Below are 25,944 nucleotides of genomic sequence, written 5' to 3'. Positions count from 1 at the left end.
GTGTCACCGTTGATGCATCCGTACGGGATCGCAGTGCTGTTCGGGGCGGCGGTTGGCCTGAGCGGATGCATGCGGGTGGGCCCGGACTTCAAGCCGCAGCATGAAGCGTGGAGCGAGCACTGGAGTAGCGAATCGATCACGCGGGTCACGCAACAGGGTGCACAGCCCGATGTGCGCCAGTGGTGGCTGATCTTCGACGATAGGAATCTCGAACGTCTGATCGCCGAAGCCGACGCGAACAACGGCGACCTGAAGATCGCCGGACTACGCGTGCTCGAGGCGCGCGCACAGCTCGGCATCGCGCTCGCGGGACGCTATCCGCAGGTGCAGCAGGCGAGTGCCGATGTACTGGCTTCGGCGCGCAAGCGCTCGGATGGTTCCAATCCGCGCTCGGGCGCCTTCGTGCAGTACGGCGCGGGCTTCAGCATCGGCTGGGAACTCGATTTCTGGGGACGCTTCAGCCGCGCGATCGAATCGGCCGACGCCGGGTTCTTCGCCGCGCAAGCCAACCGCGACGATGCGCTGGTTCTGTTGCACGCGCAGGTCGCGGATTCGTATTTCACACTGCGGGTCGCGCAGGCGCGGCTACGTATCGCTCGCGAGAACGCCCAGTTGCAAAAACGCAGCTACGACATCGCTCAAAAGCTCTTCAAGGCTGGCGAATCCGACGAACTCGACTTCCAGCAGGCGAAGACGCAGTACCTTGGGACGCTGAGCAGCATCCCCGATCTCGAAAGCCAGATCGTGCTTGCGCGTCATGCGCTGTCGGTGCTGATCGGGCGAGCGCCGGGTCCGCTGCCGGAACTCGACGTGCAGTCGGGCAAGGAAGGCGTGGTGCCGCTGGTGGATCATGCGGTGCTGCAGGACGTGCCGGCCGATCTGCTGTTGCGCCGCCCTGACGTTCGCGCGGCCGAGTATCAGATGGCTTCGCAGTCGGCGCTCATCGGCGTGGCAAAAGCGGATCTGTACCCGTCGGTATCGTTGCTCGGCACGCTGACGTGGACCGCCAGTTCGCTCGCGGGCGCACCGAGCACACTGCTCTTTGCCGCGGGCCCGAGCGTGACGTGGAACGTGTTCGATTACGGCAGGATCACGAACAACGTGCGCGTCCAGGACGCACGGCTGCAAGAGTTGACGCTCGCTTATCAGAACACGGTGCGCGAGGCGGCGCGCGAGGCCGACGACGCCGCGACGGCGCTGCTCGCCGCCTTGCAGCGCGACACCATTCTGAATGACGCGCAGGGCGCGGCGCGGCGCTCGCTGACGCTCGCCAATACGATCTATCGGGAAGGGTATTCGGACTTCCAGCGGGTCCTCGATGCGCAGCGCGCGCTGTTCGCGCAGCAGGACGCGTACGTGGTCAATCGCAGCAATGCGCTCGGCAGTGTGATCGCGCTTTACAAGGCGCTCGGAGGCGGCTGGGAAACCGAACAGCCGCTCGTCGACGCGGCGACGCGCGCGCAGATGCGGCAACGCACCGATTGGGGCGACCTGCTCGACCAGACGGCGCCGTCTTCCGGTACGCCGGGGCAAGCCGAAGGGGCGTCACGATGAGCGATACCCAGGATACCCGCGAGCCTCGAACCGCCGCGCCGCCGAAGTCGTCGACGCCTGCCGCCGACCCTTCGGGCAGGGCGGTCAAATGGGTCGTCTGTCTGATCGTGCTGAGCCTGATCTGGTATCTGCTCGCCGACCGCTTCACGCCGTATACGCAGCAGGCGCGGATTCAGGCCTATGTCGTGCCCGTCGCCGCCGAGGTGTCGGGACGCGTGACGCGGGTGTTCGTCCATAACAACCAGGATGTCAACGCGGGGGACGTGCTGTTCGAAGTCGATAGCGAGCCCTACCGCATTGCCGCTGACCGCGCGCGCGCCGATCTGGAGTCCACGCGCCGGCAGCTCGGTGCCAGCACGGCCGGCATCGAGTCGGCAGTCGCGGCGTTGCGGGCCGCCATCGCGAACGAGGTCAAGGCGCGCCAGGACAGCGACCGTCTCGAGCGGCTCTATCGTGAAGACGAGGGCACCGTCTCCCTGCGACGCCTCGAGGTCGCGCGGGCGACGCATGAACAGGCGCTAAGCCAGGTCGACGGGGCCCGTGCCGAAGTCGAGCGGGCGCGGGAGCAGCAGGGCGGAAGCGAGGCGGAGAATGCACAGTTGCGCAGCGCCGCTGGCGCGCTGGAGAAGGCCGAACTCGATCTCGCCAACGCGCGGATCAGAGCCCGCTCGAGCGGCGTCGTGACCGATCTGCGCACGGAAGTCGGTCAGTTCGCCGCGGCGGGCAATCCGGTCATGACGCTGATCGCGATCCGCGACGTGTGGGTCAGCGCCGACATGACGGAGAACAATCTGGGCCATCTCAAACCCGGCACGCGCGTCGAGATCGCCTTGGACGTGCTGCCCGGCGAAGTGTTCGGCGGGCGGGTTCGCAGTATCGGCTATGGCGTGAGTGTGGGGCAGAGCACGCCGGCGGGCAGCCTGCCCACTGTGCAGAATAGCCGCGACTGGCTGCGTCCCGCGCAGCGTTTCCCGGTAATCGTCGAATTCGACGATAACGAGCGCGCGCGTCTGCGCGATCTGCGGGTGGGCGGGCAGGCCGAAGTGATGGCCTTTCCGACCCAGGGCAATCCGCTCAATCCGCTGGGACACGCGTTCATCCGGCTGATGAGCTGGCTTTCCTACGTCTATTGAGAAGCCCATGCAACCCGTGACCCAGCGCCTCGGTTATCGCGCGATACGTGTGGCCATCGGAACGGCGATCGCTCTTGCCGTCAGCTTTGGACTCGATTTCCCGATACCCGTCGTCGCGCCGGTATTCACGGTTTTTCTGCTGGCCACGCAGAGTCGCCCGCTATCGTTGAAGGCCGGCGTGATTCTTTCGCTGGTGGTGGCGTCGACCACCGGCAGCGGCCTGCTCCTCGTTCCGTTGCTTCGTCACTATGCGTTGGCCGGCATCATGATCGTCGGCCTCATGCTGTTCTTCGCGTTTCGTTACGGGCTGCGTGGCGGCAACAATCTCGTCGCGACTTTTCTGGTCGCGGGACTGACGATGATTTCCGCCGCGGGCACGGCCGACTTCGAACTGGCCCTTACGGTCGTCGGCGCGCTGGCGAAGGGACTTCTGCTTGCCGTGCTGGCGTCGACGCTGGCGCACAGATTGTTTCCTGAAAGCATGGGCGCGCGAGAACAGCCCGCCGCGGCAGCGATGGCGGAAGACGAGGCGGCCTATATCGCGCTGCGTGCCGCGCTCGTCGTCATGCCGGCCTATCTGCTCGCGATGACCGACCCGGCGAACTACATGCCGATCATCATGAAGTCCGTCAGCCTCGGGAGACAATCCTGCACGACCTCGGCCCGCGGCGCCGCACGCGATCTGATCGGCTCGACGCTGCTCGGCGGTCTGCTCGCCATCGCGTTCTGGTTTGCGCTGAGGCTGTTCGTGCATCTGTGGATGTTCTTTCTGTGGATGCTGTTGTTCGGCCTGCTGGTGGGACGCAAGCTGTACGGCCTGCAACCCACGCGTTGTTCGCCGGGCTTCTGGCTGAACAGTCTCGTGACGATGATCATTCTGCTCGGGCAATCGGTACAGGACAGCGTGGCGGGCAAGGATGTCTACACCGCGTTTGCCGTGCGAATGGGGCTCTTTCTGGCCGTAACGGCCTATGCGTATTTGATGCTTCTGCTTTTCGAGCAGCACCGCCGTGCGGAGTGAGGCGGTGCGGCATGCTGCAAAGCCGATCCGGTGATCGCAACAGGAGCGTGCAATGGGAAATGCGACAGGCGATGGCGCGGTCCGTCCTCGGGCTAGTGAGATTCTGAAGGAAATGGCGATAACCCTGTGGTATCTGAGAGCGATTCTGATCGGTCTGCTTCTACTGTTCGTCTTGCTGACGGTTGGCATGGACTACTGGGGCGCGCCCGTCGAGACAGCGAACCGGACACCGTCGCCGTTGGGTGAAACCGTGTACTTCTGCGCGATCACGGCGCTCACCATCGGGTACGGCGATGTCGTGCCCACTTCGGCGTTCGGCCGGATCGACGCCGCATGCCTCGGGCTGATCGGCGTGGTATTCACCGGCTTGATCGTGGCCGCGGCTGTACGAGGTGTGCAGGAGGCCGCGCATCGGGCGGAAAGGACGGGATAGCGAGGCGCGCAACAGAATGAGACGGACTGGACGGTATTGAAGGCGGCAGTCAAGGCGGGACGTATTCAGGTCATTCGTGAATGAGGTTCAAGTCCCAGCCTGACTTTTTCTAAACCACATCGGCTAATTGCCTTCCGGCATTTTCGACGAATGATGGCTGGTAATCAGCCACTTGTGCCCATTCCACGCGTAGGTGAACGTATAGCGCGCCTTGACGACCGAGCCGTCCGCGAACTTGAAGGTGTAGAGCCCCGAGTCGATCGCGGTGTTGCATTCGATCATGATGTCGCGGAAGTCGATCGTGCCGACCGGTTTGTTTTCGAGGAAGTGTTTGAAATAGTCGAGCTTTTCGTCGGCGGTCAAACGCGGCTTGTTCGAGACGGTCGGCAGCAGGATCGAGTTCGGCGCGTAGTTCGCCACGACCTTCCGCGGGTCGCCGGTTTTCAGCGAGTCGTTCCAGCGATCGAACAGTGCGGAAATCTGCTTTTCCGAGGTGGGATGGCAGGCCTCGGACCTCGCGAGTGCGCTGCCATGGGCCACGACCGCAATCATCGCAAAGACGACGGACGGCCCGTCAACGCTGATTCTCATGATGCCCTCCGCGATCGTTGCCGGTGGATTGTTCCGCCAGTAAATCGAAACTGCGCACGGCATATCCGCCACAGCATCGACGTTAGAGGACAAGAACCCGGGTTATTTGCGTCGGTTCAGCTCGCTTCTTCCAGAACCACGACACTGCGTGCCTCCACGCGAAATTGATCGCTTTCGACAGCGCCCTGTTGCGCCGCTTGCACGATGTCATGCGGACTGTCGCGCGCGGTATCGACGATACGCCGCCAGTGCCGCCCGTCGGACGCGGGCAACTGGACCGTGCGGGCGCAATCGTCCATGTTGAACACCGCGTGCAGTGCCGGCTCGCCAGGCTCTTCGCCGCCCAGCGTGACGGCGAGAAGCCGCGTGCCTGGATCGTGCCAGCCCGGCTCGTTCAGGCGCTCGCCGTGCCATGCCGCATCCGGCCGAGTCTGCCCCGGCGAGGGCCGGCCGGTCAGGAAATACCGCCGCCGCAAACTTGCGTGGCGCTTGCGCAGCGCGATCAACTCGCGCACGAAGCGCGACATGGCCGAGCCGGCTTCAGTGGGTGTCCAGTCGAACCAGCTGAGGGTGTTGTCCTGACAATAGGCGTTGTTGTTGCCGCGCTGGCTGCGCAGCACCTCGTCGCCGGCGAGCGTCATCGGCACACCCAGACTCAGGAACAGGATGGCCATCACGTTGCGCGCCTGGCGATGTCGCAGACCGAGAATCTGGGCGTCGCCGGTCCCGCCCTCGGCGCCACAGTTCCACGACAGGTTGTCGGAGCAGCCGTCGCGATTCTCGTCGCCGTTGGCTTCGTTGTGCTTCGATTCGTAGCTGACGAGATCGATCAGCGTGAAGCCGTCGTGGCACGTCACGAAGTTGACGCTGTTGTTGGGCAGCCTGCCGTCGTCCGCATAGAGGTCCGAACTGCCCGCGATGCAGGTGGCGACCGCCCCGATGAGCCCCGGGTCGCCGCGCACGAAACGGCGAATCACGTCCCGATAGCGGCCGTTCCACTCGGCCCATGCCATGCCGGGAAAGGCGCCGACCTGATACATGCCGGCGGCGTCCCACGCCTCCGCGATCAATGGCACGCGCGACAGCACACGCGAAGACTCGATCGCCCAGGGCAGCGGTGGATCGACCATCAGCTCGCCGCGCTGGTCGCGCGCGAAGATACTCGCCAGATCGAACCGGAAGCCGTCGACGCCGAGTTCTTCCACCCAGTATTCGAGGCAGCGCACGATGAACGTCGTCACCAGTGGATGGTTGCAATTGATCGTGTTGCCGCAGCCGGTGTAGTCCCGGTAGCGGCGCCGGTCGGCCGCGTCGAGGTGGTAGAAGATATCGTTGACGAGGCCCTTGAAGTTGATGACGGGGCCCGTCTCGCCCGCTTCGGCCGTATGGTTGAACACGACGTCGAGCAGCACGGCGATGCCCGCGGCGTGCATGGCGTCGGTCAGCGCGCGAAACTCCTGGGGCGCGCGCGCGGGATCGCGGCAGTAGCGAGGATGCGGGCTGTAATAGCTATGCGTGCTGTAACCCCAGTAGTTGCTCAGGCCGAGGGCCGCCGTGGCGGGCGGAACGTCCTGTTCGTCGAAGGCCATCACCGGCAGCAGCTCGACGTGGGTCACGCCAAGCTGCGTCAGGTACGGAATCTTTTCGATCAGGCCGGCGAAGGTACCGGGATGCTGCACGCCGCTCGACGGATCACGTGTAAAGCCGCCGACATGCAGCTCGTAGATGATCGCGTCGTCGAGTCCGCGCGAGATACGCCCAAGGGGCGAGGGCAGGGGTTCCGTCACGATCGCGCGGTGGGTTTTGTGCCCGTCCGGATTCGGCTGGCCGACCGCAGGCCGCGTCCACAGCACGTCGCTGACCGCGCGGGCATACGGGTCGAGGAGTTCCCTGTCGGCGTCGAACGCGTGGCCGCTAGAGCGCGTATCGCGCGGACCGTCCACCCGCCACGTGTAGTAGGTGCCGAACGGCAGCGCTTCGACCATCACATGCCAGTAGTAGAAGGTGCGGTTGCAAGCGGCGGCGAGCGTGATGATCTGAAACGGCTCGGGGCTGTCAGCCGCGTCGTACAGCAACAGCTCGACGCGCGTCGCGTGACGGCAGAAGATGCAGAAATTGATGCCGCCGGGCGCCGCCGACGCGCCCACGGGAAACCGCGACCCGGAGCGAACCGCATGAGCACGCACCGATCCCGTTTCAGGGTCATTGATCAAGGGTGATCCTCATCGGGCGGATCTTCCAGATCTTGTCGCAGTATTCGCCGATGGCGCGGTCGGAAGAGAACTTGCCCGAGCGCGCGGTGTTCAGGATCGACATCCGGGTCCAGCGCCGCGTGTCCTGCCAGGCGGCGCTCACGTCGTCCTGACGCGCCACGTAGGCGGCGTAGTCGGCGAGCACGAGAAACGGGTCCGCGTGCGTCAGATTGTCGATCAGCGGGCGGAACATCTCGCGGTCTCCTCGCGAGAAATGACCGTCGGCGATCAGTTGCAGCACTTCGCTCAGTTCCGCGTCGTCCTTCACATAGTCCGCGGGGCGATAACCCGCGCGCTTCACACGTTCCACTTCGTCGGCGCTCAGGCCGAACAGGAAGAAGTTTTCGTCGCCGACCTCTTCGCGGATTTCGACGTTGGCGCCGTCGAGCGTGCCGATCGTCAACGCGCCGTTCATCATGAACTTCATGTTGCCGGTGCCCGATGCTTCCTTGCCGGCCGTCGAAATCTGCTCGGACAGGTCGGCGGCAGGGTAGATGAAGTGCGCGTTCTTCACATTGAAGTCCGGATAGAACACGACTTTCAGCCGCCCGTTCACCATCGGGTCGTTATTCACGACTTCGGCGATGCCGTTGATCAAACGGATGATCAGCTTGGCCGTCGCGTAGCCGGGCGCCGCCTTGCCGCCGAATACGAAACAGCGCGGTGTCAGCGCGAGCTGCGGATCACGCAGCAGGCGCCGGTACAGCGTGACGATCAGCAACGCGTTCAGATGTTGCCGCTTGTATTCGTGGATGCGCTTGACCTGCACGTCGAACAGCGCGGCGGTGTCGACGCCGATGCCCGTGACGCTCCGGATATGCTCGGCGAGCACGGTCTTGTTCGCCTGCTTCACGCTACGCCAATGCTGCTGAAACGTGGCGTCGTCGGCATAGGCTTCGAGCTTGCGCAGTCGCGCGAGATCAGTGACCCAGCCAGCGCCGATGGTCTCGTCGAGCAGCCGCGCGAGCGCCGGATTGCAAAGCAGCATGAAACGGCGCGGCGTGACGCCGTTCGTGACGTTGTGAAAGCGCTCGGGCCACAATTCGGCGAAGTCCCGCAGCACGGTCTGCTTGAGCAGCCCGGAATGCAGTTCGGCGACGCCGTTGATCGCGTGGCTGCCGACCGTCGCCAGATGCGCCATGCGCACGAGCTTGTCACCGCGCTCGTCGATCAGCGACATGCGTGCGATGCGCGCGTCGTCGCCCGGATAGCGCTGCCGGACCTCGTCGAGGAAGCGGCGGTTGATCTCGTAGATGATTTCGAGCAGGCGCGGCAGCAGGTTGCGCATCAGCGGCAGCCCCCAGGTTTCGAGCGCTTCGGGCAGCAGGGTGTGATTGGTGTACGCGAGCGCGCGCCGCGTGATGTCCCAGGCCTCGTCCCACGGCACCTGCCTGTCGTCCACCAGCAGACGCATCAGCTCGGCGACGGCGATCGACGGATGCGTGTCGTTCAACTGCACGTTGAACAACTGCGCGAAGTGTCCGACCGGTTCGCCCTTGATTTGGAGCAGGCGCAGCATGTCCTGCAGCGAGCACGACACGAAGAAGTACTGCTGCGCGAGACGCAGGCGCTTGCCGATCGCGGGCTCGTCGTTCGGATACAGCACCTTCGACAGCGTCTCGGAGATGACCTTTTCGTTGACGGCCTCGTAATAGTCGCCGGCGTTGAAGTCCTGCAGGTCGAACGACTCGACCGCCTCGCTCTTCCACAGCCGCAAGGTGTTGCACGTGTTGACGTGATAGCCGGGCATCGGCGTGTCGCAAGCCACGCCCTTGACCTGGCGTGTGGGTGTCCAGCGCACGCACAGGTGCCCGCGTGCATCGGTTTCGTTGTGGGTGCTGCCGCCGAACCCCACGTAGTACGCAACCTCCGGGCGCACGATCTCCCATGGATTGCCCTTTTGCAGCCATTTGTCGGTGGTTTCGACCTGCCAGCCGTCGCGAATCTGCTGGTCGAAGATGCCGAACTCGTAGCGGATGCCATAGCCGATGGCCGGTATTTCCAAACTTGCGAGCGAATCCAGATAGCAGGCCGCGAGGCGGCCAAGTCCGCCATTGCCGAGCCCCGGCTCTTCCTCGAGTTCGAGCAGCATATCGAGGTCGACGCCGAGCGCGCGCAGCGCTTCGCGTGTGCTGGCCTCGATGCCGAGATTGACGAGGTTGTTGCCGAGTTGCGGGCCGATCAGGAACTCGGCGGACAGGTAGCAGGCGACCCGCACATCGCTTCCGGCGTAGGTCTGTACGGAGGTTGCCCAGCGGGCCAGCAGCCGGTCGCGCACGCTATACGCGAGCGCCATGTACCAGTCATGCGGGGAAGCGATCGCCGGATAGCGGCCCCGCAGGCACAGCAGATTGTCGAGCACGCCGCGTTGGAGCGCGGCGGCGCTCAGGCCGGTGCGCGCTGCATCCGCGCTTTGCTGCGAGGTCGTGGTGGGAGCGTCGGCCATGATGCTTTCCTCGGTGCATGCTGCGCGTGACGTTCAGAAGGGCCAGACCCAGTCGACGATCTCGGCGCGGTCCGTGCCATGCGTATGCGCATAGTTCAGGTTGCTGACGATCGCGTTCCTCATGTCTTCCCTGAGATGCGCGGATCTGCCCTGCAAGCGCGGCACGCGGTCGAGCACGTCGATCACCAGATTGAAGCGGTCCACCTGATTAAGAATCGCCAGTTCGAGCGGCGTGTTGATGTTGCCTTTCTCCTTGTAGCCCCGCACGTGCAGATTCTCGTGATTGCGAAAGCGATAAGCGAGCTTGTGGATCAGCCACGGGTAACCGTGGAAATTGAAGATTACCGGCTTATTGGTCGTAAACAGGCTGTCGAATTCGCGTTCGGTCGAGCCGTGCGGGTGCTCGCTCGCCGGCTGCATCCTGAACAGGTCGACCACGTTGACGAAACGCAGCTTCAGTTCGGGCAGACGTTCGCGCAGGATCGCCGTCGCCGCCAGCGCTTCCTGGGTGGCGACGTCGCCGCACGAGGCCATCACCACGTCCGGTTCGGCGTCCTCGTCGTTGCTCGCGCGCCGCCACACGCCGATGCCTTTGGCGCAGTGCACGACGGCTTCGTCGATGGTGGTGAATTGCAGGTGTTTCTGCTTGTCGGCGACGATCACGTTGATGCAGTCGGTGGTGCGCAGACAGTGGTCGGCGACCACCAGCAGCGTGTTCGCGTCGGGCGGAAGATAGACGCGCGTGACCGAGGGGCTCTTGTTGGTGACGAGATCGATGAAGCCGGGGTCCTGATGCGAAAAGCCGTTGTGATCCTGCCGCCACACGGTCGACGACAGCAGAATGTTTTCCGCCGACACCCACGCGCGCCATGGCACGTGATTGCGGCTGATGTCGAGCCACTTCGCGTGCTGGTTGAACATCGAATCCACCACGTGCGCAAACGCTTCGTAGGTATGGAAGAAGCCGTGGCGGCCCGTCAGCAGATAGCCTTCGAGCCATCCCATCAGCGTGTGTTCGGACAGCATCTCCATCACGCGGCCGTCGCGCGCCAGTTCGCCGCCGTCCTCGTCCTCGGGGAGCATCTCGGCCATCCACACCTTCTTGCTGACCTCGTAGATCGACTGCAGACGGTTCGAGGCCGTTTCGTCCGGGCCGAACACGCGGAAGGTGTTCATGTTCGCGCGCATCGTGTCGCGCAGAAACTCGCCGAGTGGCCGCGTGTTCTCCTGCAGCACCTTGCCCGCGTGCAGCACATCCACCGCGTACGCGCGGATGTCGGGCAGCTTCAGTTCGCGGCGCAGCACGCCGCCGTTCGCGTGCGGATTGGCGCTCATGCGCCGCGGGCCTTGGGGCGACAGCGCCTTGAGTTCGGGGATCAGCCGGCCCTCGGCATCGAAAAGTTCGGCGGGCCGGTAGCTGCGCATCCATTCTTCGAGCACTTCGAGATTCGCGGAGTTGTTGCGCACATCTGAAAAAGGCACCTGATGCGAGCGCCACGAGCCTTCGACCTTGTGCCCGTTGATCTGCTTCGGTCCGCTCCAGCCCTTGGGCGTGCGCAGCACGATCATCGGCCAGAGCGGCCGCTCGAGATTGCCGTTCGCGCGTGCCTGCCGATGAATTGCGCGAATTTCGCCGAGCACGGTATCGAGCGTGTGCGCCATCTTCCGATGCATTTCCGCGTGATCCGATCCTTCGACGAAATGCGGGGTGTAGCCGTAGCCGACAAAGAGCGCTTCCAGTTCTCTGCTGCTGATGCGCGACAGGATGGTCGGATTGGCGATCTTGTAGCCGTTCAGATTCAGGATCGGCAGCACGGTGCCGTCGCGGGCCGGGTTGATGAATTTATTCGAATGCCACGCGGTGGCGAGCGGCCCGGTCTCCGCTTCTCCATCGCCGACCACGCAGGCCACGATGAGGTCCGGGTTGTCGAGCACGGCGCCATACGCATGCGACAGGCTGTAGCCAAGCTCGCCGCCTTCATGGATGGACCCGGGCGTCTCCGGCGTCACATGCGAACCGATATGGCCGGGAAACGAGAACTGCTTGAAGAACTTCTGCATGCCCTCGGCATCCGCGCTCTTGTCCGGATAGATCTCCGAGTAGGTGCCTTCCAGATAGGTGGGGCCGAGCACGCCCGGTGCGCCATGTCCGGGACCGGCCATGAAGACGACATCGAGATCGTCGCGTTTGATCACGCGGTTCAGATGCGCCCAGACGAACGATAACGCCGGGCTCGCGCCCCAGTGTCCGAGCAGGCGATACTTGACGTGTTCGACTTTCAGCGGCTCCCGCAGCAGCGGGTTGTCCAGCAGATAGATCATGCCGACCGAAAGATAATTGCATGCGCGCCACCACGCATCGATCAGCTGAAGTTCGTCGCTGCCGAGCGCGGTCTGCTGCGAAGCGTCCGCCGCGGGATGTTTGCCCATACCGACGTCTCCTGTGCTTGCAGCCGCAACCCGAGGGTGTGGATCGTGTCGGGCCCGCTGCGCAGGCGCTTCGATGATTGATGGGGTCCGAATCGCGCCTGTCGGCGGACCTCTGCAACCGGGTATTCTTCGCCAGCCGATGAACATCCATAACGCAGAATATGTTACTGCGCGAAGATTGCAAGGATGATCCGACACCGTCTCGCGCGGCCCGCGAAACCGAGTCTTGTATTCAGGCCGCGATCCGATGTTCGTAGAACGGCCGGTCCCGATCATCGAGAATCGCGTACAACGCTGCCAGATCGCGCGGATCGGGATTCAACCACGCGTCGATATGCTCAGGCTTGATCGGAATGATGCAGCGATCATGGCCGGCAGCGGCCACCTCGGGTGGCGGATCATCGGTGATGGCCGCGAAGGACAATAGATCGGGCTCGCCTTTGCCGCTCCAGCGGGACCATAAGCATGCGACCAGCATGTCGTGAGGCGGATTGGGCCGGAACTCGAGCCGGACATTTTCATCTTTCTCGCCGGGCGCTGGTTCGCGGCCTTCCATTCGCGCGCGCGAGACGTTCTCATAGAACGAACTGGCCAGCACGAGTCCATGCGAATAGCCGAATAGCGCTTTCCAGAAACTTTCGAGACTGTCCCGACGAGCGTTGTACGTGCCGGGATAGCGGGTGTCGTACGATGCGGGCTTGCCGGCCAGGCGGCACTGATAGCGCATCGGTTTGACGACGCGCTGGCCATTCTCCATCATCATCACCGGCGCGTAGTAGCCTGGAAAGATGCGCGAGTCGCCTGCTTTGGGTGCGGTTCGGCCGAGGTCGTCGAGTCGCTCGAGCGTGCGGTCGATCTTGTCTTTGGCGATCCGTTTGCTCTCGGTCGCCGCCTTGGTGGCTTTGGTCTGCAAAGAGCGCTCGGCATCGGCGAAGCGGGTGCGCTGTTTGAACAGTTCCTGTTCGAGCTTCACGGTCTGCTGCGATCTGAAGCGCTCGATCAGCGCCCAGACTTCCCGTTGCGCGTCGGACTGCGGTTCCGAGAAGGCGTCTTCCATCGCTTTGGGAATCCTGGCCTGACCGTCCTCTGCGCGTTCGAAGAAAAGACGCGCGAATTCCTCGATGCTCATGTGCGCGCCGAACATGCGGACGTAGCGCCGGTAGTCCGCCAGAATCTGAGCCGAATAGCACATGGATGCCTCCGTTTGCTGTTCCGATGATACGCATTTGCGCGCTCGCGTCAGCAGAAGTCTCTGCTCGTCGTCTGCAACTCGCCCAACAGATGAGACATGTCGACGAGCCGCTGCGCGACGAGGTGCCGTACTTCTCCCTGACACTGCCACGTGCCGTATACGGCGAGCAGCGCGGCGCCCAACGCTTCTTTGCGCTGTTTTTCGAGCAGACTCGGCCAGATGATCACATTGACGTTGCCCGTCTCGTCTTCGAGCGTGACGAACACGACGCCCTTGGCCGTGCCGGGACGCTGACGCACCGTCACCAGTCCGCAGCCGCGCGCGAGGTGGCCGTTGCGATAGGTCCGCAGCGTCGAGGCCGGCATCAGCCGGTTCGCGAGCAACTGCGGCCGGAGCAGTTCCAGCGGATGGCGGTTGAGCGTCAGGCCGAGCGAACGGTAGTCGGCGACGATGTCGTTCGCTTCGCTCGGTGCGCCCAGTTCGGGCGTTTCGTCCTGAGTCGCCGCGGCCGCGAGCATATCCTTGTCCGGCACCGCGACGACCGACTGCCACAGCGCTTCGCGGCGGTTTCCCGCGAGCGCTGCCAACGCATTCGCATCCGCGAGCGCATGTAGGTCTTTGCGGTCGAGCTGCGCGCGGCGTGCGAGATCGTTGACGCTCGCGAACGGGCGAACCGCGCGCGCGTTCTCGATCCGTTCGGCGGCGCCGTCCTTCATGCCGCGCAGCAGCGAAAGACCGAGACGCACGGCGGGGCGCGTCGCCCCCGCACGGTGTTCGAGCGAGGAGTCCCAACCGCTGATCGTCACATCGACCGGCAACACCGTGACGCCGTGCCGCTGCGCATCCTGAACCAGTTGCGACGGCGAATAGAAGCCCATCGGCTGGCTGTTCAGCATCGCGGCGAGAAAGGCTTCGGGTTCGTGACGCTTGAGCCAACTGCTCGCATAGACCAGCAGCGCGAAACTGGCCGCGTGACTTTCGGGGAAGCCATATTCGCCGAAGCCCTTGATCTGCTCGAAGATCGCCTCGGCGAAGGCCTGGTCGTAGCCGCGCTCCTGCATGCCGAGCACGATGCGGTCATAGTATTTTTCGAGTCCGCCCTTGCGTTTCCACGCGGCCATCGCGCGTCGCAACTGGTCGGCTTCGCCGGCGGTGAAGCCGGCCGCGAGAATCGCCACCTGCATCACCTGCTCCTGGAAGATCGGCACGCCGAGTGTGCGGCCCAGCGCGGTCTTCAACGCGTCGCTCGGATAGGTCACGGGCTCGAAGCCCTGACGGCGCTGCAGATAGGGATGCACGGCGCCGCCCTGAATCGGACCGGGCCGCACGATCGCGACTTCGATGACGAGGTCGTAGAACTTCTCTGGCCGCATGCGCGGCAGCATGCTCATCTGCGCGCGCGATTCGATCTGGAACACGCCGACCGTATCGGCGGCCGAAATCATCGCGTAGGTCGCCTCATCCTCGGCGGGGATGTCCTGCATTTCGAAACGTTCTCCGCGCTGTTCCGAAACGAGGTCGAGGGTGCGCCGGATCGCCGACAGCATGCCGAGCGCGAGCACGTCGACCTTCAGCAAGCCCAATGATTCGAGGTCGTCCTTGTCCCACTCGATCACCGAGCGGTCGGCCATCGCCGCGTTTTCCACCGGCACGAGCCGGGTGAGCTTGCCGCGGCTGATCACGAAGCCGCCCGAATGCTGCGACAGGTGGCGCGGAAAATTCAGCAGTTGCGAGGCGAGCTTCGCCCAGGCCTGAATCAGGGGCTGGTTCGGATCGAGGCCGGATTCCGCGAAACGCGCGAGCAGATCCCGACTGGTATCGAACCAGTGATGCGACTTCGCGACCGCATCGACGATCTGCGGATCGACGCCGAGCGCCTTGCCCGTTTCCCGCAGCGCACCACGCGGACGATAGGTCGACACCGCCGCCGCGATCGCCGCCCGGTCGCGGCCGTACTTGCGATAGATGTACTGGATCACTTCTTCGCGCCGCTGATGCTCGAAGTCGACGTCGATATCGGGCGGCTCGCCGCGCTCCTTGCTGATGAAGCGCTCGAACAGCATGTTGCCGCGCGCGGGGTCCACCTCGGTCACGCCGAGGCAGTAGCAGACCGCCGAGTTCGCGGCCGACCCGCGCCCCTGACACAGAATGTGCTGGCTGCGCGCGAAGCGGACGATGTCGTAGACGGTCAGGAAATACGGCTCGTACTGCAGGTCCGCGATCAGTTCGAGTTCATGCTCGATCTGCTGCTGCACGTGATGCGCAATCCCCGCGGGAAAACGCCGCTGCGCGCCGACATAGGTTTCCTGACGAAGATACGAGGCCGGCGTATGGCCGGCCGGCACCAGCTCGTCGGGATACTCGTAGCGCAGCTCGTCGAGCGAAAACGTGCAGCGGCTCATGATGTCGACCGTCGCGGCCAGCGCGTCTTGCGGGTACAGGTTGGCGAGCCGCAACCTCGAGCGCAGATGCTGCTCGGCGTTCGGCGCCAGATCATAGCCGCACTGATGGACCGGTTTGCCGACCCGGATCGCGGTCATCGTGTCTTGCAGCGGCTTGCGCGAGCGCACGTGCATCACGACTTCGCCGAGCGCGACGACGGGCAGGTCGCGGCTGCGCGCGACGAACTCGACCGCGCCGCGATGCAGGTCGTCCATCGCGCGTTGATGGAGCACGAGGCCGACCCATGCGCGGCCGGTGAACGTTTCGTCGAGCCATTCGACCTGCGCATCGAGCGCGTCTTCGCTGGCCGGGAAATCCGGCACGAGAATCGCGAGGCAGTCGGGCATGCCGAGCAGGTGGCGATACTCCTTCTCCGGCCGCGACAGATCCTGCGGCGTGAGCCGGTATTCGCCCTTGGGCGCGCGCATGCGCGCCAGCGTGATCAGCTCGGACAGATTGCCGTAGCCGTTGCGGTTGCGGGCGAGCAGGATCAGGCCGAACGCCGGCGAACCATCGGCGTTGACGAGCCGGAAATACGAACCGACGATAAACGGCAGCTTCGCTTCTTTCGCCGCGACATGCGCGCGCACGACTCCCGCGAGCGAGCATTCGTCGGTGATCGCGAGCGCGGAGTAGCCGAGTTGCGCGGCACGCTCGGCCAGTTCCTCAGCGTGCGACGCGCCCCGCAGAAACGTGAAGTTGGAAAAGCAGAACAGCTCGGCATACGCCGGCAGCATCGTGAAGGTGGTGTCCATGGCCGCTCATCCGCGCATATCAGCCGAACAGGCCATGCAGGAACCAGCGTTGCTCTTCTTCCGCGTCGCGGCTGCTCACGCGCTCGCGGTAGATCCAGTAGCAGCTCTGGTCGTCCGCCTGCGCGACGAAGTAGTCGCGCGTGACGAGCTCGCCGTCGAACCAGCCGCTCTCGATGCGCTCGCCCGGCGACACCATGCGCAACGGCGAGCCATAAAACGGGCGGTGCTGGCGCATCAGCAGACGCACGGGCGTGTCGAGCATCCACGTCGGGCGGGGCAGATTCTGCGGCAGCGGGCCGGGCTTGACCGGCTGCGACACCGGCAGCCAGCGGTTCGCGATCTCCGGACGATGATCGGCGCTCGGCGCGGGTTTCAGCACGTTCTCTTCGCCGAGCCGCGCGACCAGCAGTTCGAGCAGCCGCGCGTGATCCTCCTGCGAGCCGCCCGGTTCGGGAAACAGCGTGTCGGACGCGGGCGCGGCCGACTCGACGTTCGACGCGTCGAGCCGCAACGCGATCACGGGCGCGGCGAGCTCGATACGATGCAGCCGCTCCTTGAGCAGCCGCATCAGATGTTCTTCGCGCCAGGTCGGCTCGCCGAGTGCGACGTCGATCGTGGTCGGCTCGATCGCAGCGCGTCCGCGCTCGTGTTCGAGCGATAGGCGAATGCCGGTGAGCGCGAGCTGTTTTGCGCACAGCCATCCGCACAGTTGCACGATCAGGCGCTGCGCGCCGAACACCGCGCCATCCGCGTGTTCGAGCCGGTCCGGCATCTCGATGCGCGCCGAGAACGTGGGCGGTAGTTCGAGCCAGTCGAACAGTTCGGGCGCGGTCCCGAACGCGCGGTCGAGCGAGTCGAGCAGATGTTCGCCGCAGCGGCGCTGCAAGCCGGCGCGGGGCAGGCGGCGCAGATCGGCGATGCGCTCGCAACCGAGGCCCGTGAACCAGTCGGCGAACGGGCGGACTTCGGGCACGGCGAGCATCGGCAGGGCGGACAGGCGCTGGTCGAGCGACGCGAGCTTCAGCACGCGCCGGTTGCCAAACTTCGCGAGCAGCCACGCGCCCTGGCCGGTCGGCGCGGCACTGATGCGCGCGGTGAAGCCGAGCGCGTCGAGGATGGTTTTCGTATCGCGGCACAGCGCGAGCAGGCCGCCGAAGAGCCGCAAACTCGCGCCGATCTCGACGACGACCGTCGCCTCATCGAGCAGCGCGACTTCGGGCGAGAAGCGCATCAGCGCGATACCCACCTCGCGATGGGCTGCCGTTTCACGGCCGCTATCGCGCTCATACATTTCGGTCTGCGGCGACAGCGTCAACACGCCGCCGCGCTTCATGCCCGGACGCACGCCTGCCGAGCGCGCGGCGGGGTCGGCCATGACCACCTTGTCTTTCTCCAGCACCGCGCAGCCATGCGCGGGCTCAGGCGACCACTTCGGTCTGAAGACCTCGAGCGGCAACTTTGGCAGATGAACGGCGAGAAAGACGCGCATGTCGGGAAAGCAGAACGGGAGTGGGTTGAAGGGGAATCGACAGGGGCTCTGCGCGAGCGGGCCCTCGTCGTTTCACGATGTCGATGGTGAGACCTTCGGCCGATGGCCTGAGCGCGAGCCGCAGCAGCGCGGGGGATGCCTCCTGCGCGGTGGCGAGCGGCCGCACCATGATGAAAAGCGTCTCCGACGACTGCGCGGCCAGATGCAAACGGCGCAGCGACGACGCCTGCGCGTACTGCGCCCAGAAGATCAGCGCGCCGCAACTGCCGGCGCGCAGGATCTGCTCGGCGGACCACAGCGCGTCGGCGGTTTTCGGCGCATTGATCCGCAGCACCTGCTGCAGCGACAGGCCGATGTAGTTGAGCCCGAGGCCGTCCGGCGTATGCGGCGGTTGCACGAAGACGAGCGGACGCTCGCCGACGGCGCTGAGCGCCGGCTGCAACAGCCGCAGTTCGCCGACGCCGGCCTGCTGCACGAGCAGATCGACCAGCGCGCCGAGCGGCCAGCCACCGCCGGGCAACTCCGCCGACAGGGCCGGATAGCCGGTATCGACGCTGCGGCCGCGGCCAGCGCCAAGCTGGGACGCCCGCCACAAGGACGGGTGAATGGCTTCCGGTGCTGGCAGGGGGGCTGTCATTTGCGAAAATACCTGTATGGATATACAGTATCCTACATGGTTTTATGAGATAGCGAACAGGCACTTTTTGGGGGGCGGGTTCATGGACATGCGAGTGCGCAAGCCAGCCGGGCATCCGATGCCGGAGATCGCGGCGTTCGTGGCCGAACTGAAAGCGGTGTTCGGCGAGCAGGACGTCGATGAAGCGATTCGCCGCGGCAAGGCGGGCGAGCCGACCTTTCATGCGCGGGAAAACGGACGCTCGGCGGGGACGGCGGCGCCGGTTGCGGCGAACGTCTGGCGCGTGGATCGCGCGGTGCGCGACCGCCATTACTGCGAGGGTTGCGACGGCTCGTGCATTGGCAGCGCGAAGTCGTGCCGTCCATAATGGCAGCGGCCCTCAACCCCGGAGAACCCCATGTTGCGCACGTACCTCGGAAGTTGCCATTGCCAATTCGTGAAGTTCGAGGCTCGCATCGATTTCGACGAGGGCACGTCGAAGTGCAATTGCAGCTACTGCAGCAGGCTGCGATTCTGGCACGTGCAGGTTCGCCGGGAAGATTTTCGTCTTCTTTCGGATGAAGCCGCGCTCAGCGAATATCAGGGGCACAATGCGGTCGCGCATCACCCGTTCTGCACACGCTGCGGGGTCCACGTATTCGATCGCATCGATATGCCAAACGGCACAGGGTATCCGTATATCAACGTGAACATCATGTGCCTCGATGAACTCGATCTCGATGCGGCGTTGAATGCGCCGGTGACCTATCGGAATGGCCTGCACAACGACTGGGGCAATCCGCCTTCGGAAACGCGGCAGCTTTGATTGCGCCGGTCAGAGCGCTCTTCGCGGATGGTGGGGAATGTCAGGCTGGTGGGCATCCAGTTGATGGCGTTCGGACGTGAATTGAACGAACTCGGGCTTGAACCGCGCAGGATCATCGAGCGTGCCGGCATAGAGGGTCACGATGTCCGGCGCATGATGCGGCGTAGCGAATAGCAGGCTGCCGCAATGAGCGCAGAAGTTGCGCGTCGTGGGCATTCCGCTGCCGCCGATCTTCGTATAAGGCCTGACGTCGCCTTTGAACGAAAAGCCGGCGGCTCTCACTACGACGACCGGCAACCCCGCGGAACCTGAAGCGCGCTGACAATCGCGGCAATGGCAGATCAGTTGCGCGAGTGAATCACCGCGAGCTTCGTATTGCACCGCGCCGCACAGGCAGCGCCCCAGCCAGGGTGTCGACATCGATCTTCTCCGGTTCAAATGATCTCGCGGTTTGTTCGGGAGCCTAAGAATAGGTGCGGCGGACCGTAGCTTAGCAGAGCTCGAACGTCGTTCAGCTATCGCATCGAATCAGCGAGCGAAGGGTCCAGGGGCGACGTGTCTTCGCCTGCCGTCATGGGTGCGCCGCTTGGCGGCGCACCCACGGACCAGCCCTCAAACGCGTGGCGCATAGACGTTGCACCAGCCGTCGGCGGCAACCGATTTGCCGGGGAACATCGGGCACGGTCCTGAAGCCTCGCCCGCTGCGCCAGTGTAGAAACGACAGTTCGCGCAGTTCTGGCCCGCGTGGTACTTGGGGAACTTCGCGGCGTCGACGCTGCTCGCTTTCGCACGATAGCCGAGCGAGCTGGCCGTGGCGTCGTTTTCATCGACGGCGGGCGGCGCGGCTAACGCGAGCTCGGCGCTGGCGAGCGCGGCACACAGGCCCGCGGCCTGGAGAGAGACCATGATGATGCCCTGAGAAAAGAAATGGGTCGTCCATGCCGCATTCGCTTGACGCGGCGTGGCGTCGTAATGCGGTGCGAAGCAACGTGTTAGTGGCGCGGTCCGGCGTTCAGCGGTGTGGTCGAGGATTGCGCGGCTTGCGCGGTCAGCTTCGCGCTACCGGCGTCGTAGCCATTCGTATAGAGCAGGAAGGCCATCAGATCGGCGTACTCCTCGTCGCTCATCTTGCCGGGATGATCCGCGGGCATGTTGGTCGACATGTACTGGTAAATGCCGCCGATCGTCAGATGCGAGTTCGCCGCTGGCGCGAAGGCCGGTCCGATCAACGACGGCGCGGTGTTGCCTTCGAGCTTCTCGCCGTGGCATTTCGCACACGAATCGGCATACAGATGTTCACCGTGGGTGACCTGATCGTGATCGAACGACGGTGTCTCGGTCGTCGCCGCAACCTTGATGAAGCCGCCGGCGGCGGGCATGCCGCCCACGCGCCATAGGTCCGCACGCGGCGATGCCTGGCTCGGGCCGTCGAAATAGCGCGCGAGATTCGCGTGAGTGCTGGCCGCGGTCGCCGAATCGCTCGCGAGGGTGGTTGGCAGCGCCCAGTTGCGCGTGAGCGCTGCGAGCCGGCCATCGCTGCGCAGACGCGTGAGCGCGTCATCGATGCGCTTTTGCAGCGGCTGCGTGTCGGGCCCCGACGCGAACACCAGATTCCAGTCGGCATAGGGCGACTCGGCGACGGCGACGTCGAAGTGCTGCTGCGGGTGCGCATGCCGATACGCCACCACGGCCGGGTACCAGACGATCGCGCGCTGGGCGCGCCCTTTCGCGAGGGCGTCGACGGTCAGCGCGGAGGTGCTTTCCAGATCGAAGCGCGCGTTCTTCTGCTGGACCGCGATCAGTTGCGACGGGCTCGACCAGGTGGCGGCAATGGTGATCTTGCCGTCCCGCGCCGCGACGGGGGTGTTGGCCGCATGGGCGCCGCGCAGCGTGACGCTGACGTAACCGGAGTGCAGATAGCTCCCGGAAAAGAGCAGGTGCGAGTCGGAGCCGTCGGCCACGCTCGAACGCGGAAAGCCCGCGATCACGTCGCAGTTGCGCTGCAGCGATGTCGAGAGCTCGCGAGCGGAGATGCCGTCGTCGCCGCCGTCGTCGTCGATGCCGCGCGGCGCGAATGTCGCGGTAATGCCCGCCGCGCTCAACACCGCGCGTGCAACGGACTTGTCCAGCTCGGCCGAAGGGCTGCCGGGCATCGTGCACACACGGACGCTGGAAGACGTCCGCGCGGCCGCCTGGACGGCAACATGTGCGGCGCCGGCGACGAGCGCGCTGGCGAGAGCAAGGTGAGTGAATCGAATGTTCATGATGGTGCGTTCCTGTGATGGCGGGAACACCGCGCCCGCATGGGCTGCGCGCGGGCGCGGAAAGATGCGGCTGCGAAGGCCGGATGGGCAGAACGATGCGGGTGCGGTGGCTGCGCCTAGCTGCGATCGAGCGCGAACACGTACAGCGTGCCGCCGCGCGGAACGTCCTTCGCGACGTCGGCCATCGGGCCGCCCCAGATCGGATTCGCACCGCCGTAGCCCGCGAGCACGGCCACGTATTCCTTGCCGTCGACTTCGAACACGGAAGGTTGCGCGACGATGCCGCTCGCGAGTTGCGGGCTCTCCCACAGCACCTTGCCCGTCGTCACGTCGAACGCGTACAGATGGCCGTCGAGCGAGCCGCTGAAGGCGAGGCCGCTGGCCGTGGTGGCGACGCCACCGTTCCAGGGCATCCTGGTCCAGTGACCCCACAGCTTCTTGCCCGTATTGACATCGATGGCCTGAAGCTCGCCATAACCCTGGCTGCCCGGTTCAGGCTGGATCTCGAAGCCTTCGCCGAGGTAGGGCAGACCCTCCATGTAGCTGACCGACTTGCCGGACAGGCTCATGCACGCATGCAGCGAGGGCACCACCGCGATGTGCCGCTCGGGATCGTAGGAAGTCGACCACCAGTTCTTGCCGCCGAGAAAGCTCGGACAGGTGTTGATCGTCGTGCCGGCCTTGGGAAACCGGCTGGCGTCCTGAACTGGTTTGCCGTCGGCGGTATAGCCCGTCACCGACAGCGCCTTGACGAACGGCTCCGCGTAGATCAGCTTGCCGGTCTTGCGGTCGATCGCGTGGAAGAAGCCGTTGCGGTCGGCATGGATGATGGCGTCATACTGCTTGCCCTTGTAGCTGATGTTGGCAAGAACCGGCGTGTTGACGCCGTCGTAGTCCCACGTGTCGTTACTCGTGTACTGATAGTGCCACTTCAGGTCGCCGTTCTTCGGGTCGAGCGCGAGCAGGGAATCGGAGTACAGATTGTCGCCGGGACGCAGCGCGGCGAGCCACGGTCCCGGATTGCCGACGCCCCAGTACAGCGTCCGCGTGGCGGCGTCGTAGGTGCCGGTCAGCCACGCCGCGCCGCCGCCATGTTCCTGCATGCCGTCGGGCCACGTATCGCCGCCCTTGTCGCCGGCATTCGGGATCGTATAGCGCTTCCAGATGATCGAGCCGTCGTCGGGATCGAGTGCGGCGATATAGCCGCGAATCCCATACTCGCCGCCTGATGTACCGACCACGATCGCGCCGTCGAGCGCGAGCGGCGCGAGCGAGAACGCGTAGCCGAGACCCGGTTCGAACATCTGCTTCTTCCATACGACATTGCCGCTCTGCGCGTCGATCGCGGCTACCTCGCCGCTCAGCATGGCCACGTAGACGTTCTTGCCATACAGCGCGACGCCGCGATTCACTACGTCGCAGCATGCGGTCCTGAACGATTCCGCGCCGAGCTTCGGCTCGTATTTCCAGAGCTTCGTGCCGGTCTTGACATCGAATGCATAGACGTTGTCTTTCGGCGTGCTGACGAAAAGGTAGCCGCCGTTGACGATCGGGGTTGCTTCGAAGCCTTGCTTGAGTTCCGCGGGGAACTGATAGCTCCAGGCCTCCTTGAGCCCGGCGACATTCGATGCATCGATCTGCTTCAGTGGCGAATGTGACTGGCCGCTATAGCTGCGGTAGTAGGTGAGCCAGCCTGGGTCGCTCTGTGCTTGAGCGAGGCGCTCGTAGGTCACGGCGGGGTAGTCCGGGGCGGCGTGCACCGGAGCCACGTTCAGTGCCGCGATCGCGATGCTCGCTCCAAGGACAGCCAGCCGGCCTGCGGCGGGCGAACGGTTCTTCATGGTCGTCTCCTGAGTGTTTGTCGATGCAGTGCCGGCAGAGGCGTCGCCCCTTTGTTCCGTGTCGATCCGGTTGCGGTGCCGTTACTGCAAGTCACATGCCATTTTTGCGGGCGAGTCCGAAAGGGCGGCACGCCTGAAACGTGCGGCGGCACATATCGCGCGTAGAGCGCTCCATGTGTTGCATCCCGGTACAACGCCGGGCGATGGAGTGTTGAGAAACAGGACAGTTGCAGCGCTGGCGCGCATGGCTCGGGTCGAGCGCGACGCCGGGATCGCGGGCGAAGCTGTCGCTGAAATGGATGGCCCGGAGCTTGCTTAAGAGGACGGAGAAAAGTCTGGCGAGGTACCAGGCTTTCCAGGAGGGAGACAATGCGCGATGACGTTCACCGGGCCGAGGCACAGACTGCCGTACGGTCCAATGACTTTCCCGTGCCGGCAATTCAGAAAGCGCACGAACGCTCCGAAACGTTTGGTCTGTGCGCGTCGGCGCGGCCGGAATACGAGGTTCTTTCGAACGCGGGTCTCGTGCTCAAACGCGAGCAGAACCGGGTGTTGTGCGCGCATGCGATGCCGGTGATGGAGTCGCTGCACGAGCAGATCGCCGACACGCAAAGCATGATCGTGCTGACCAATGCCGAAGGGCTGATCCTGCATTCGATCGGCGACGACGACTTCCTCGCGCGCGCGGAGAAAGTCGCGCTGCGGCCCGGCGCGAACTGGGCCGAGGACCGCCAGGGCACCAATGCGATCGGTACGGCGCTGGCCGAGCGCTGCGCGATGGTCGTGCACGGCGACCAGCACTACCTGGCGGCAAACCGCTTCCTGACCTGCTCGAGCGTGCCGATTCTCGATCCGTATGGCGACGCGATCGGGGTGCTCGACGTGACGGGCGACTATCGCAGCTACCATCAGCACACGATGGCGCTCGCCAAAATGTCGGTGCAGATGATCGAGAATCATCTCTTTACGACCACCTTTCACGAAACGCTGCAAGTGTCCTTCCATAGTCGTCCTGAGTTTCTGGGCACGCTGATGGAAGGCATCGTGGCGTTCACGAGCGACGGACGCTTTCTGTCGGCCAACCGGAGTGCCCAGTTCCAGCTCGGCATGTCGCTCGCCGGGCTGCGCGCGCATACGCTGTCGTCGCTGTTCCAGACCACGACCGCGCAACTGATCGATCGCGCGCGCGTGAGCCTCGACCCGCACCTGATGCTGAACCTGAGCAGCGGCGCGGTCGTCTGCGCGCGCGTGCAGTTCAGGCGGGCGTCGCTGGCCGAGGGCAGCCGTCCGGTCGCCGTGCACGACGGCGCCCGCGCGCTCGCGCGCGAGGAGCCGCCGCAGGCGGCCGCCGGACTCTCGCGTCTGAGCTATCTCGACACGGGTGACCCGCAGGTCGCCGCGGTCATTGCGAAGGTCAGGAGGGTGATCGGCAAGGACATTCCGATCCTGATCAATGGGGAGACCGGCACGGGCAAGGAACTGCTCGCGCAGGCTATCCACAACGATTCGCCGCGCTGCGCCGGGCCGTTCGTGGCGGTCAACTGTGCTTCGATTCCCGAGACGCTGATCGAATCCGAGTTGTTCGGCTACGAGGAGGGCGCATTCACCGGGGCGCGGCGCAAAGGCGCGATCGGCAAGCTGCTGCAGGCAAACGGCGGCACGCTGTTTCTCGACGAGATCGGCGACATGCCGTACTCGCTGCAAGTGCGGCTGCTGCGCGTGCTGCAGGAACGCGTCGTCAACCCGCTCGGCTCGACGAGGAGCATTGCGGTGGACGTCGCGATCATCTGCGCGACGCACCGGGACTTGCGCGAGATGATCGCGCAAAACCGCTTCCGCGAGGATCTCTACTACCGGCTCAATGGCCTCGTGGTGCGTCTGCCGCGGCTGCGCGACCGTACCGACCTCGCGGTCGTGATCCAGAAGATGTTGCTGCGCGAATCGATCGCCAGCGCGAGCGGACGGCCGCTTCACGTCGCACCCGATGTCATGGCGATGTTCGAGCGCTGTCCATGGCCGGGCAACTTCAGGCAGCTTGGCAACCTGCTGCGCACCGCGGCGGCCATGGTCGACGCGGACGGCGAGATCCGGCGCGAGCATTTGCCCGATGACTTCTTCGATGATCTGCGCTGCGGCGTTTCGTCGAGCGGCGCGGCGGATACGCCGGGCTCGGGCAATGCGTTCGCGCCGGAGTGCGCGCGCCTGCAGGACGTGACCGTGTCGGTGATTGCCGCCGCGCTCGCGCGGCATGGCGGCAACGTTTCGGCGGCCGCGCGCGAGCTCGGCGTGTCGCGCAACACGATCTATCGCAAGATGCCCGCGGTCGAGCCGGATCGTGAGGTGGACGACTTCTGAGCCCCGCCGCGCCGCTTTCATCAGCACTTCTGTTTCGCCCACGTGCTGTCACACCGTTGTTGCGTCCCGCAGCAGTGGTGCTCCAAAAATCAACACTGCCCATCTCCCGAAACGCGTCGTATGGCGACGCGTTTGTCCCGCTTACGTCAGCGAATTGACGATGTCGGCGCCCATACCCAGGCGAAGGCTTGTGCGCGAGCCAAACGAGCCTCGCGTGGCGACATCGGCATGTCCTTTGCTTTGAAGGGAACGGCCGCGCATCGAGTGCGGTTCTTCCGTCCCATCGCAAACAAGGAGACATGCC

19 protein-coding genes are annotated in these 25,944 nt (G+C 64.7%); 7 read left to right on the top strand and 12 right to left on the bottom strand.

Features of this window, described 5'->3' with window-relative positions:
• The 4 genes from OKW35_RS40135 to OKW35_RS40120 are packed head-to-tail and all read left to right on the top strand — an operon-like array spanning window position 1 to window position 4,141.
• On the top strand, window positions 1–1,554 hold the full coding sequence (locus OKW35_RS40135; protein WP_429554957.1) for a TolC family protein: 1,554 nt from the start codon (window positions 1–3) through the stop codon (window positions 1,552–1,554).
• Window positions 1,551–2,687 (top strand): HlyD family secretion protein, encoded by a 1,137-nt coding sequence (locus OKW35_RS40130; protein WP_429406476.1) that lies wholly within the window; start codon window positions 1,551–1,553, stop codon window positions 2,685–2,687. The genes OKW35_RS40135 and OKW35_RS40130 overlap by 4 nt, the downstream gene beginning before the upstream one ends.
• Before the next feature lie 7 nt (window positions 2,688–2,694).
• Window positions 2,695–3,708: a DUF2955 domain-containing protein gene (locus tag OKW35_RS40125; protein WP_429554956.1), complete on the top strand. Its 1,014-nt coding sequence runs from the start codon at window positions 2,695–2,697 to the stop codon at window positions 3,706–3,708.
• A 52-nt stretch (window positions 3,709–3,760) separates the two neighbouring features.
• Complete coding sequence (locus OKW35_RS40120) at window positions 3,761–4,141, top strand: potassium channel family protein (protein WP_429554955.1); 381 nt, start codon at window positions 3,761–3,763, stop codon at window positions 4,139–4,141.
• A 123-nt stretch (window positions 4,142–4,264) separates the two neighbouring features.
• On the opposite strand, the gene OKW35_RS40115 is transcribed toward OKW35_RS40120, so the two are convergent.
• From OKW35_RS40115 to imuA, 8 genes are all read right to left on the bottom strand, one after another.
• Window positions 4,265–4,732 carry a protein kinase gene (locus tag OKW35_RS40115; protein ID WP_429357059.1) on the bottom strand — a complete coding sequence of 156 codons (468 nt, stop codon included), beginning with the start codon at window positions 4,730–4,732 and terminating at the stop codon, window positions 4,265–4,267.
• A 116-nt stretch (window positions 4,733–4,848) separates the two neighbouring features.
• On the bottom strand, window positions 4,849–6,945 hold the full coding sequence (gene glgX, locus OKW35_RS40110) for a glycogen debranching protein GlgX (RefSeq protein WP_429554954.1): 2,097 nt from the start codon (window positions 6,943–6,945) through the stop codon (window positions 4,849–4,851).
• Window positions 6,935–9,430 carry a glycogen/starch/alpha-glucan phosphorylase gene (locus OKW35_RS40105; RefSeq protein WP_429554953.1) on the bottom strand — a complete coding sequence of 832 codons (2,496 nt, stop codon included), beginning with the start codon at window positions 9,428–9,430 and terminating at the stop codon, window positions 6,935–6,937. Before OKW35_RS40105 ends, glgX begins: the two co-directional genes overlap by 11 nt.
• A 33-nt stretch (window positions 9,431–9,463) precedes the next feature.
• Complete coding sequence (locus tag OKW35_RS40100; protein ID WP_090804194.1) at window positions 9,464–11,860, bottom strand: phosphoketolase family protein; 2,397 nt, start codon at window positions 11,858–11,860, stop codon at window positions 9,464–9,466.
• A gap of 232 nt (window positions 11,861–12,092) precedes the next feature.
• Window positions 12,093–13,052 (bottom strand): SOS response-associated peptidase family protein, encoded by a 960-nt coding sequence (locus tag OKW35_RS40095; protein WP_429554952.1) that lies wholly within the window; start codon window positions 13,050–13,052, stop codon window positions 12,093–12,095.
• A gap of 47 nt (window positions 13,053–13,099) precedes the next feature.
• On the bottom strand, window positions 13,100–16,249 hold the full coding sequence (locus tag OKW35_RS40090) for an error-prone DNA polymerase (RefSeq protein WP_429554951.1): 3,150 nt from the start codon (window positions 16,247–16,249) through the stop codon (window positions 13,100–13,102).
• 19 nt (window positions 16,250–16,268) lie between these two features.
• Window positions 16,269–17,738 carry a Y-family DNA polymerase gene (locus OKW35_RS40085; RefSeq protein WP_429336272.1) on the bottom strand — a complete coding sequence of 490 codons (1,470 nt, stop codon included), beginning with the start codon at window positions 17,736–17,738 and terminating at the stop codon, window positions 16,269–16,271.
• Window positions 17,668–18,375, bottom strand: a complete 708-nt coding sequence (gene imuA / locus OKW35_RS40080) for a translesion DNA synthesis-associated protein ImuA (protein WP_184066899.1) — start codon at window positions 18,373–18,375, stop codon at window positions 17,668–17,670. Before imuA ends, OKW35_RS40085 begins: the two co-directional genes overlap by 71 nt.
• An 82-nt stretch (window positions 18,376–18,457) precedes the next feature.
• Between imuA and OKW35_RS40075 the strand changes: the two genes are divergently transcribed.
• Both OKW35_RS40075 and OKW35_RS40070 read left to right on the top strand, forming a co-directional pair.
• Window positions 18,458–18,742 carry a hypothetical protein gene (locus tag OKW35_RS40075; protein WP_184066902.1) on the top strand — a complete coding sequence of 95 codons (285 nt, stop codon included), beginning with the start codon at window positions 18,458–18,460 and terminating at the stop codon, window positions 18,740–18,742.
• A gap of 30 nt (window positions 18,743–18,772) precedes the next feature.
• Window positions 18,773–19,180, top strand: coding sequence for a GFA family protein (locus tag OKW35_RS40070; RefSeq protein WP_090804208.1), 408 nt, complete (start codon window positions 18,773–18,775; stop codon window positions 19,178–19,180).
• Between the two features lie 9 nt (window positions 19,181–19,189).
• Here the strand turns inward: OKW35_RS40070 and OKW35_RS40065 are convergent, their stop codons facing one another.
• The 4 genes from OKW35_RS40065 to OKW35_RS40050 all read right to left on the bottom strand — a co-directional run bounded on the left by OKW35_RS40065 (window position 19,190) and on the right by OKW35_RS40050 (window position 23,285).
• Window positions 19,190–19,600 carry a GFA family protein gene (locus tag OKW35_RS40065; protein ID WP_429554950.1) on the bottom strand — a complete coding sequence of 137 codons (411 nt, stop codon included), beginning with the start codon at window positions 19,598–19,600 and terminating at the stop codon, window positions 19,190–19,192.
• Window positions 19,601–19,792: 192 nt separating this feature from the next.
• Entirely contained in the window at window positions 19,793–20,086 is a 294-nt protein-coding gene (locus OKW35_RS40060) for a high-potential iron-sulfur protein (RefSeq protein WP_429554949.1), read from the bottom strand.
• A gap of 86 nt (window positions 20,087–20,172) precedes the next feature.
• The gene (locus tag OKW35_RS40055; RefSeq protein ID WP_429554948.1) at window positions 20,173–21,444 is read right to left on the bottom strand and encodes a c-type cytochrome; all 1,272 of its coding nucleotides are present in this window, start codon (window positions 21,442–21,444) and stop codon (window positions 20,173–20,175) included.
• Between the two features lie 116 nt (window positions 21,445–21,560).
• Window positions 21,561–23,285 (bottom strand): methanol/ethanol family PQQ-dependent dehydrogenase, encoded by a 1,725-nt coding sequence (locus OKW35_RS40050; protein WP_429554947.1) that lies wholly within the window; start codon window positions 23,283–23,285, stop codon window positions 21,561–21,563.
• A 369-nt stretch (window positions 23,286–23,654) separates the two neighbouring features.
• Between OKW35_RS40050 and OKW35_RS40045 the strand changes: the two genes are divergently transcribed.
• Window positions 23,655–25,640: a sigma-54-dependent Fis family transcriptional regulator gene (locus OKW35_RS40045; protein WP_429554946.1), complete on the top strand. Its 1,986-nt coding sequence runs from the start codon at window positions 23,655–23,657 to the stop codon at window positions 25,638–25,640.
• Window positions 25,641–25,944: the final 304 nt, after the last annotated feature.

Origin of the sequence: Paraburkholderia sp. MM5477-R1, from assembly GCF_050436385.1 — a bacterium.
Lineage (GTDB): Bacteria > Pseudomonadota > Gammaproteobacteria > Burkholderiales > Burkholderiaceae > Paraburkholderia > Paraburkholderia tuberum.
The sequence above is the reverse complement of the archived record's forward strand: the minus strand, read 5'-3'. Positions and strand labels throughout refer to the sequence as shown.

What these genes read in the sequence shown, in the direction of transcription:
- OKW35_RS40045 (WP_429554946.1), top strand. Translation starts at nt 23,655, where the DNA reads ATGCGCGATGACGTTCACCGGGCCGAGGCACAGACTGCCGTACGGTCC.
- OKW35_RS40100 (WP_090804194.1), bottom strand. Translation starts at nt 11,860, where the DNA reads ATGGGCAAACATCCCGCGGCGGACGCTTCGCAGCAGACCGCGCTCGGC.
- OKW35_RS40120 (WP_429554955.1), top strand. Translation starts at nt 3,761, where the DNA reads ATGGGAAATGCGACAGGCGATGGCGCGGTCCGTCCTCGGGCTAGTGAG.
- OKW35_RS40085 (WP_429336272.1), bottom strand. Translation starts at nt 17,738, where the DNA reads ATGCGCGTCTTTCTCGCCGTTCATCTGCCAAAGTTGCCGCTCGAGGTC.
- OKW35_RS40115 (WP_429357059.1), bottom strand. Translation starts at nt 4,732, where the DNA reads ATGAGAATCAGCGTTGACGGGCCGTCCGTCGTCTTTGCGATGATTGCG.
- OKW35_RS40075 (WP_184066902.1), top strand. Translation starts at nt 18,458, where the DNA reads ATGGACATGCGAGTGCGCAAGCCAGCCGGGCATCCGATGCCGGAGATC.
- imuA (WP_184066899.1), bottom strand. Translation starts at nt 18,375, where the DNA reads ATGACAGCCCCCCTGCCAGCACCGGAAGCCATTCACCCGTCCTTGTGG.
- OKW35_RS40090 (WP_429554951.1), bottom strand. Translation starts at nt 16,249, where the DNA reads ATGGACACCACCTTCACGATGCTGCCGGCGTATGCCGAGCTGTTCTGC.
- OKW35_RS40105 (WP_429554953.1), bottom strand. Translation starts at nt 9,430, where the DNA reads ATGGCCGACGCTCCCACCACGACCTCGCAGCAAAGCGCGGATGCAGCG.
- OKW35_RS40125 (WP_429554956.1), top strand. Translation starts at nt 2,695, where the DNA reads ATGCAACCCGTGACCCAGCGCCTCGGTTATCGCGCGATACGTGTGGCC.
- OKW35_RS40065 (WP_429554950.1), bottom strand. Translation starts at nt 19,600, where the DNA reads ATGTCGACACCCTGGCTGGGGCGCTGCCTGTGCGGCGCGGTGCAATAC.
- OKW35_RS40050 (WP_429554947.1), bottom strand. Translation starts at nt 23,285, where the DNA reads ATGAAGAACCGTTCGCCCGCCGCAGGCCGGCTGGCTGTCCTTGGAGCG.
- OKW35_RS40060 (WP_429554949.1), bottom strand. Translation starts at nt 20,086, where the DNA reads ATGGTCTCTCTCCAGGCCGCGGGCCTGTGTGCCGCGCTCGCCAGCGCC.
- OKW35_RS40055 (WP_429554948.1), bottom strand. Translation starts at nt 21,444, where the DNA reads ATGAACATTCGATTCACTCACCTTGCTCTCGCCAGCGCGCTCGTCGCC.
- OKW35_RS40070 (WP_090804208.1), top strand. Translation starts at nt 18,773, where the DNA reads ATGTTGCGCACGTACCTCGGAAGTTGCCATTGCCAATTCGTGAAGTTC.
- OKW35_RS40095 (WP_429554952.1), bottom strand. Translation starts at nt 13,052, where the DNA reads ATGTGCTATTCGGCTCAGATTCTGGCGGACTACCGGCGCTACGTCCGC.
- OKW35_RS40130 (WP_429406476.1), top strand. Translation starts at nt 1,551, where the DNA reads ATGAGCGATACCCAGGATACCCGCGAGCCTCGAACCGCCGCGCCGCCG.